This is a genomic window from Streptomyces aculeolatus (genome assembly GCF_020400605.1).
GTDB classification, from domain to species: domain Bacteria; phylum Actinomycetota; class Actinomycetes; order Streptomycetales; family Streptomycetaceae; genus Streptomyces; species Streptomyces aculeolatus.
Genome location: NZ_JAINRD010000053.1, coordinates 1 through 8,512, shown reverse-complemented (window position 1 = coordinate 8,512; position 8,512 = coordinate 1). Strand labels below are relative to the sequence as shown.

At 74.7% G+C, this 8,512-nt stretch carries 5 protein-coding genes; all 5 read right to left on the bottom strand.

All coding sequences use genetic code 11. From position 1 onward, the window contains the following. A partial coding sequence (locus LG396_RS39895) for a type I polyketide synthase (protein WP_225798276.1) occupies positions 1–3,134 on the bottom strand: 3,134 nt, incomplete at its 3' end. 127 nt (positions 3,135–3,261) lie between these two features. Further along, positions 3,262–3,933, bottom strand: coding sequence for a DedA family protein (locus LG396_RS38570; protein WP_018840632.1), 672 nt, complete (start codon positions 3,931–3,933; stop codon positions 3,262–3,264). 97 nt (positions 3,934–4,030) lie between these two features. Next, positions 4,031–4,537, bottom strand: a complete 507-nt coding sequence (locus tag LG396_RS38565; RefSeq protein ID WP_018840631.1) for an allene oxide cyclase barrel-like domain-containing protein — start codon at positions 4,535–4,537, stop codon at positions 4,031–4,033. A gap of 215 nt (positions 4,538–4,752) precedes the next feature. Beyond that, positions 4,753–6,255 carry an FAD-dependent monooxygenase gene (locus LG396_RS38560; protein WP_225798275.1) on the bottom strand — a complete coding sequence of 501 codons (1,503 nt, stop codon included), beginning with the start codon at positions 6,253–6,255 and terminating at the stop codon, positions 4,753–4,755. Positions 6,256–6,324: 69 nt separating this feature from the next. Then, a partial coding sequence (locus LG396_RS38555; RefSeq protein ID WP_225798274.1) for an SDR family NAD(P)-dependent oxidoreductase occupies positions 6,325–8,512 on the bottom strand: 2,188 nt, incomplete at its 5' end.

The window sequence follows — 8,512 nt, the reverse complement described above, 5'->3', positions numbered from 1 at the left end:
GCATCCACGGCGGTGGCCGTCGTCGCGACGCCGTCGTCGGCGCCGGTGAGGCGGGCGTGCAGGTGGGCGGCGAGGCGTTCGGGGGTGGGGTGGTCGAAGAGGACGGAGCTGGGCAGGTCGAGGCCGGTGGCGTCGGCCAGCCGGTCGCGGAGGGTGACGGCGGAGATCGAGTCGAAGCCGAGGTCGCGGAAGGCGCGCCGCACTTCGACGGCCGACGCGTCGGCGTAGCCGAGGACGCCCGCGGCCTCGCCCACGACGAGCGCCAGGGTCTTCGCAAGGCCGGCGCCTGAACCGACGGTGGCGGTAGTGGTCGTAGCCGGAGGGAGCGGCGCTTCCGTACGCGCCTCGCCGGGGCCGGCGGCCGGGCGCACGGCCGCGGTCTGCTTCTCCCCCGTCAGCCAGTGCCGTTCGCGCTGGAACGCGTACGTCGGCAAGTCGACATGCCCGGTGCCCGTGCCCTGGAAGACGGCGGACCAGTCGACGGCCACGCCGTGCAGGTGGGCCCGTACGACCGCGGTCAGCACCTCGCGGGCTTCGGGCGTGCCGCCGCGGCGCAGGGGTACGGTCACGGCGTTCGGCAGGCAGTCCTTGGCCATGGCGGACAGGACGCCGTCGGGGCCGATCTCCACGAGCGTGGTGACGCCGGCCGCGCCCAGCCAGCGCACCCCTTCGTGGAAGCGGACGGTCCTGCGGACGTGCCGCACCCAGTAGCCGGGGTCGCAGATCTCGTCGGCGCCGACCTCCTGGCCGTCGAGGTTGGACACGATCGGGATGCGCGGCGGGCGGAAGTCCAGCTCGGCGGCGACGGCCGCGAAGTCGGCGAGCATGCCGTCCATGTGCGCGGAGTGGAAGGCGTGGCTCACCCGCAGCCTGCGCGTCTTCCAGTCCCGCTCCGCGCATGCCGCGGCCATGCGGTCGACGGCCTCGGCGTCGCCCGAAACGACGGTGGCCGCGGGGCCGTTGACCGCGGCGATGTCCAGCCCGGCGAGGGCGTCCGGCCCGGTGAGGAGCGCCTCGACCTCGACGGCGGGTGCGCGGACGGACAGCATCGCGCCGCCCTCCGGCAGCGCCTGCATGAGCCCGCCGCGGGCGGCGACCAGACGGCAGGCGTCGGGCAGGGTGAGTACGCCGGCGACGTGGGCGGCGGCGAGTTCGCCGATGGAGTGTCCTGCCACCACGTCGGGGCGCACCCCCCAGCTCTCGAGCAGCCGGAAGAGGGCGACCTCGAAGGCGAAGAGCGCAGGCTGCGCGTAGACGGTGCGGTGCAGCTCCGGGTCGTCGTCGGCGAACATCACGTCGCGCAGGGGGCGGTCGACGTACGGCGCGAGTGCGACATCGAGGGCGGTGCACAGCTCGTCGAGTGCGGCGCGGAAGACCGGCCAGGTCGCGTACAGCTCGCTGCCCATGCCGGCGCGCTGGCTGCCCTGGCCGGCGAAGAGGTGCGCGACGCGGCCGTCGCGGACGGTGCCGCGCAGGATGCCGGAGGCGGGGGTGTCGTCGGCGAGCGCCGCGAGACCCGCCAGGAGGGCGTCGCGGGTCCCCTCCGCGGCGGGGGCCGTCGCCTCCGCGGGGGTGAGGGCGGGGAGGACCGCGGCCCGGTACTCGAAGGCCGAGCGGGTGGTGAAGAGGGCGCGGGCGACGTCGAGGGGGGTGGCGACGTCGCCTCGCGCGGTCAGGTGGTCGTGCAGCCGGCGCGCCTGGGCCCGCAGGGCGGCGGCGCTGCGGGCGGAGAGGAGGAAGGGCAGCACGCCGGCGGCGCCGACGGGCGCCCGGTCCGGGTCCGCGGGGATGCCATCGGCGTCCTCCTCTTCGTCCGGGCTGTGCGACGGCGGTTCCGCCACCACCACGTGCGCGTTCGCGCCGCCCATTCCGAACGAGCTGACCCCGGCGATCAGCCGCCGGTCGCCGTCCGGCCAGGGGCCGTGCTCCTCCTGCACCCGCAGCCCGAGGCCGGCGAGCGGGATCGCGGGGTTGGCGGAGCGGAAGTGGAGGCTGCGGGGCAGCTCGCGGTGGTGCAGGCTCAGCAGGGTCTTGATCAGGCCGGTGATGCCGGCCGCGCCCTCCAGGTGGCCGACGTTGGTCTTGGCGGAGCCGACGCGCAGCCGGTCCCCGTCGCCGCGGCCGGCGCCCAGGGCCTCGCCGAGCGCCGTCGCCTCGACGGGGTCGCCGAGCCGGGTGCCGGTGCCGTGGAGTTCGACGTACTGGATGTCGCCTGGGGCGACGCCGGCGCGGTCGCAGGCCAGGCGCAGCAGGTCGGTCTGGCCCCGGGCGCCGGGGGTGGTGAGGGTGTCGGTGGTGCCGTCGTTGTTGACGGCGCTGCCGAGGATGACGCCGAGCACCCGGTCGCCGTCGTCGAGGGCGTCGGAGAGCCGCTTGAGCAGTACGAGGCCGCCGCCCTCGCCGCGCACATAGCCGTTGGCGCGGGCGTCGAAGGTGTGGCAGCGGCCGTCGGGCGACAGGGCGCCGAACGCCTCGGTGATCTCGTAGCCGTCGGCTGTGAGGTTGAGGCTGACGCCGCCGGCGAGGGCAAGGTCCGCCTCGCCGCGCAGCAGGCTCTCGCAGGCGAGGTGCACGGCGGTGAGCGAGGAGGACTGCCCGGTGTCGACGGACATGCTGGGGCCGGTGAGGCCGAGGAGGTAGGAGACGCGGTTGGCGATGATGCCGCGGTGCAGGCCGGTCACGGTGTGCTGGCCGACGGCCGCGGGTCCGAGCTGCTGGGTGAGCCGGGCGTAGTCGTCGGCCATGGCGCCGACGAACACGCCGGTGCGGGTGCCGGCGAGCGACGCGGGCACGATGCCGGTCCGTTCCAGCGTCTCCCACGCCAGCTCCAGCACGAGGCGCTGCTGCGGGTCCATGGCGGCGGCCTCGCGCGGGCCGATGCCGAAGAACGCGGGGTCGAAGAGGTCGACGTGGTCGAGGAACGCGCCGCTGCGTGCCTTTCCCGGCGCCTCGGCGGGCGCGTGCAGGTCGGGGCGCCCGTCGGGGAGGCCGGTGACGGCGTCGCGGCCGTCGCGCAGCAGCTCCCAGAACGCCTCGGGTGTGTCGGCCTGCGGGAGACGGCAGGCCGTCCCGACCACGGCGATGGGTGCCGGGCCTTCCGGTCGCGCGAGGGCCTGGGCCGCCGGTTCCGACACTGTCCACACTCCGTTCCGTCGGGGCCCCGGCGGGCGCGCGGAAGCGGTGCCGGGCGCTGTACTCGCTCATGCTGGGCGGCCGGGCTAAAGAGGGCCTAACCGTGGGCTGAGTGCCCTTACTTGCAGGTCATACCGGCTCTGCCGGGGTCTCGCGCCGCTCCCGGCGCCGGGCGCGCAGCCGGACGAAGACGAACCGTGCGACGAGTACGAGGAGGAGGCCGCCGACGACGGCGGTGAACCCGTTGGCGTACTGCTCGACGGTGTCGTGGCTGCTGCCGACGGCGTAGCCGACGGTGAGCAGGACGAGGTTCCACAGCAGCGAGCCGATCGCCGTGTACGCCGTGAACAGCGGCATCGGCATGCGTTCGATGCCGGCGGGGAGCGAGACGTAGCTGCGCACGATGGGGATCAGCCGGCCGACGAGCACGGCCTTGGCGCCGTAGCGGGCGAACCACCCCTCGGCGCGGTCGAGGTCGGACTCCTGGACCAGCGGGAAGCGGATGAAGATGGCGCGGGTGCGGCGCCGGCCGAGGAGCGCGCCGACGTAGTAGTGCAGGACGGAGCCGACCACGGATCCGATGGTGCTCCAGCACACGAGGGCGAGGAAGTTGAGGTCGCCGAGCCGGGCCGTGTACCCGCCGAGCAGCAGCACGAGTTCGCTGGGCACGGTGGGGAAGAGGCTTTCCAGGCCGGTGGCGATGGCGACGCCGGGCGAGCCGAGGCTCTCCATGAGGTCGGTGGCCCAGTTGCCGGAGCTGTCCGCCGGGGCGGCGGCCCACACCTGAGGTTCGAGGATCATCGCACTTCCCGGGCTCTGCGGGTCGGGGGTCGGGCAGGATCGACCGGCGGGCGGTGCCCGCCGGTCTCAGCCCGTCGTTCGGCTGCGGCGCGCGACGTCAGTCGCAGAGCGCAATGGAGTTGAGCGATTCGGTCTCGCTGACGAGGGTCCACGACAGCTCGCCGACCTTGCCCGCGTAGCGGCCGCCGGTGCCGTAGGCCGGGAGCTTCTGCTCCTTGCCGGAGGCCAGCGCGGTCAGGTTGACCAGGCCCGCGACGTGGATGGTGCCGTCGTCGAGGGTGTACTCGGAGGCCGAGAAGGAGAACAGCTCGCCGGTGGCGGCGTCCTTCTTGATGATGATGCCCTTGATGTCGTTGGTCCCGATGCGGTTGCGCTGGTCGTCCAGCACCGCGTCCTCGGTGATCACGACGTCGCCGACGCTGGGACCGACCGGAGCCGCGTCCTTGGTCTCGGTGGTGACCAGCTGCTCGATGAACGAGATGGTCACGCACTCTTCCTTGTGCGTGTCCGCGGCGTGGGCCTGGCTCGCGCCGATGGGCACGGTGAGCGCGATGGCCGCGGCCCCGGCGGCGGTCAGCCGGGAGGGGAACTCTGTAGGGCGCACTGCTTTCCCTTCTGGTGGTGGTACTGCTGGGCGAAGGCGCCGGGCACCGCTCAGGAGAGCAGGCACCGGCGCCGACGCGGTCATGCTGTGCCGTTGGCCTAAAGCCGCCCTTGGCCGGTTCTCACGCCGACCGCCGCGGCATTGCCGCCACGCCCGCAGACCGCGACGGCCGATTCCGCCGCGGTCTCCGGGATGATGCGCACCCGACCGGCTCGTCAGCCGGTCGGGGCGCCGAACCAGGTGCGCAGGGCGGTGCGCAGCTCGTCCTGGCCCCAGCCGCCGCCGTCGTGCCAGGCGACGCAGCCGTCCGGGCGCAGCAGCAGGGTCCCCGGCAGGTCCGGTACGGGCTGGGCGCGGACCACGTCGACGCGGTCGGCCCAGCCGCTCTCCTCCTGCGCGGAGGCGTCACCGGACAGGTCGAGCAGCACACCGCGGCCGGACTGCAGGGTCTCGGCGACGCCCATGTCGCCGTCCGCGGTCTTGATCTGCACCTTCGGCAGCCGCCGGCCGAGCAGCCGGTCGCCTTCGACGGGCTCCGGCACGCCTTCGTAGGCGATGGGGACGGCGGGGCCGAGGTTGGTGACGATCTCGGCGAGGAAGACGTTCACCTCGTCGAACTTCAGGAACTCGCCCATCATCTCCCGCATGTAGCGGGCCAGCGGGCGCGGGTAGAGGAGGGCGAGCTGCGCCTGGATGTTCATGCAGGCGAGCCGGCCGGCGAGGTGCCGCTCCACGTGGTACGAGTCGAGCAGGTCCGCCGGCGCCCAGCCGTGGACCTCGGCGGCGATCTTCCAGCCGAGGTTCACCGCGTCGCCGATGGCGGTGCCGAGGCCCTGCCCGTTGTACGGGTAGTGCACGTGCGCGGCGTCGCCTGCGATGAAGACGCGGCCCTTGCGGTACTGCTCCGCGTTGCGGGTGACGATCGAGTAGTGCTGCAGCCAGTGCGCCTCGGTGGCCTTCAGCTCCTTGCCGGTCAGCCGCTTGACGGCGTCGCCGAGCTGCTCCAGCGTCGCCGGGCCGTCCTCGAACTCCGGCGGCTCGGTGGAGAACTCGGCGCTGAACACGCGCATGACGTCGGGGCTCAGCGGGGCGCCGAGGAACTGGTCGCCGTTGTCGGTGTAGGACAGCCCGTACTGCTCGGGCGCCACGTCCTCGCGGTTGATCGCGACGTCGCCGACGATGCCGCGTACGATCACCCAGTCGTCGCCGACGTAGTCGATGCCTGCCTGCTTGCGGACGATGCTCTCCCGCCCGTCGCAGCCGACCAGGTACCGGCAGCGCAGCTGCTCCTCGCCGGCGTCGGAGGCGAGCGTCACGGTCACGCCGGACCCGTCCGCGGCCTCCTCGAACCCGGTGAGGCGGGTGGCCCAGCGCAGGTCGACGCCCAGCTCGACGGCTCGGTCGATCAGCACCTTCTCCAGCCGCGACTGGAGCACCATGTGGGTGGGTTCACGCGGCCCCTGCACCTTCTCGAAGGCCAGCCGCAGGTCCGCGAACCGCACCTCGGGGAACGTGACCGTGCCTTCCCGCAGCCCGGCGGCGAGGCCGCGCTGGTCCAGCATCTCCAGCGTGCCCGCGTTGATCGCCATGGCCGGAGCCTCGGCGCGCTGCGTGGGGTGGATGTCCACAAGGACCGCGGGCACGTCGCGCATCGCCAGCTCGCAGGCGAGCATCAGACCGGCGGGCCCGGCGCCCACGACGACGACCGGCTCACTCATAAAGGCTCCTTCGGAAGGTACGTACGTACGTCGGTACGGGGCGCGTTGCCCGGGTCGGCGCGCGGCGCGTCACCGGGCCGCGGCCCCGGCCGCTGTGGCGAGGGAGGTATCCCCCTCGAAGGTGGTCATCAGATAGCCCGCCAGCGCCTGCGGCGTGGGGTTGTCGAAGATGGCCATCGGCGGGATCTCCAGCCCCGACACGGCCGCGACCCGGTTGCACAGTTCGAGGGCGGTGAAGGAGGAGAACCCCAGCTCGGTGAACTGGGCGTCGGCGGCGATCTCCCCGGTGTCCGCGTGCCCCAGGACCTGGGCGGCGGCGTCCCGCAGCAGTTCCAGCAGCAGGTCGGCCCGCTCGGCGCCGCTGGCGGTGTCGAGCCGGTGGCGCAACCGCGCCGCGGCCTCGCCGAGCGGTCCGGCCCCGTCGGTCTCGGGCTCCCAGGCGCCGCCCTCCCCCGCGCCGGCCCCGGCTTCGGGGATCGCGCGCAGCAGGGAGCCGGCGGCGCCCTGTTCGGACTGCCTGACGTAGCGGTCCCAGTCGACGTCGACCAGCACGGGCGCGGCCGGGCGGCCGGCGACGGCGCGTACCAGCAGCCGTGCCGCGAGTCGCGGCGCCATGGGGCGGATGCCCTGGTAGCGCAGGTGCTTTCCGGCCGCGGTGTCCGCCGCCTCCGGGTCCTGCCACGGGCCGCAGACCACGGAGGTGACGGGCAGGCCGCGTTCCCGGTACGTCTGCGCCAGCGCCTCCAGGTGGGCGTGGACCGCCCCCTGGGCGCCGAAGCCGGCCGCGCCGAGGGCGCCGACCGCGGAGGTGCAGTGGACGAACGACTCCAGCCCGCGGTCGAGGGTCAGCTCGCAGAGGTTGGCCAAGGCCGCCGCGGCCGGGTCGAGCAGTCGGCCGACGTCGTCGGCGTCCACCGCACCGACGACGGCGTCGTCGAGTTGCGCGGCGACGTGCACGACGGCGGTCAGCGGGTGCTCGGGCGCGACGGAGCGGACGAGTGCGGCGACCGCGTCGCGGTCGGCGAGGTCGATGGCGGCCACCACGGGCTCCGCGCCCGCCTCCCGCAACTGCGCGACCAGCGCGGCGGCTTCCCCGTACGCGCCGGGCCCGGTGGCCAGCAGCAGGTGCCGCACGCCTTCGCGTACGAGCTGCACGGCGATCTCCTCCGCGAGCGCGCCGCCCGCCCCGGTCACCAGCACGGTGCCGTCCGTGGCGCGCAGCCACGGCTCGGTGGCGGCGGCGAGGTCCGCGGGGCGCATTCTGCGGGCGAACAGCGCCCCGGCCCGGACGGCGACCTGGTCCTCGCGGGCGCCCGAGCGGTCGGCCCGCCCGGCGAGCGCCGCCCGGAGGCGGTCGCGTACGTCCCGGCCGCCGGCACCGCCCGCGGGCAGGTCGACCAAGCCGCCCCAGCGCTCGGGGTGTTCGACGGCGAGCGACTGCGCCAGCCCTCGAATCCGGGCCTGGGCGGGGTCGGCGAGCGGGTCCTCGCCGCCCGCCACGGTGCCGCCCGCGGTGAGGAACCACACGGCTACCTGCGCGGCCGCGTCGTCGAGCGCGTGCAGCAGCGTGGCGGACAGCTCCAGCCCGTCGGGGCCCGGCCGGGCCGGGTCGGCGAACGCCAGCAGGGACAGCACTCCGGCGAGCCGGGCCCCGCAGGCGCTCAGCGCGGCACGCAGCCGGCCGGCGAACGTCGTACGGGCCATCTGCCGCCCGACGGTGACGACCTCGACTCCGGCTCCGGCCTCGTCCAGCGCGGTCAGCGCGGTCCGTACGGCCGGGTGCTCCGCGGCGTCCTCGGGGAGCAGGACGACCCAGGCGCCGTCGAGCACCGGCGGCGTGCCGTCGTCCAGGGCCTCCCAGCCGAGGCGGTGGCCCCAGCCGCGCTGGCGGCGCCAGGTGACGAGCGAGGGCAGGACGGCCTTCCACGCCGTGACGTCGGCGTCCCGCACACCCATCGCGGACAGCACGCCGTCCAGGTCCTCGCGCTCCAGCGCGTCCCACAACTCGGCGTCGCCGGGGCGGGCATCGGTCCCCTTGGCGGGGTCGGCGCGCAGCCAGTAGGGGCGGTGCTGGAAGGGGTAGGTGGGGAGCGCGGGGACCTTGGCCGGGGTCTCGGGGAGGTGGGCGGCGAGGTCGACGGGGTGGTGGTTGCCGTGCAGGCCGACCAGGGTGGCGAGGTGGGTGAGGGTCTCCGTCGGCAGACGGGGGGTCCGCTTCGTACCGGACGGGAGCTGGGGCGCGAGGGTGGGATGCGGG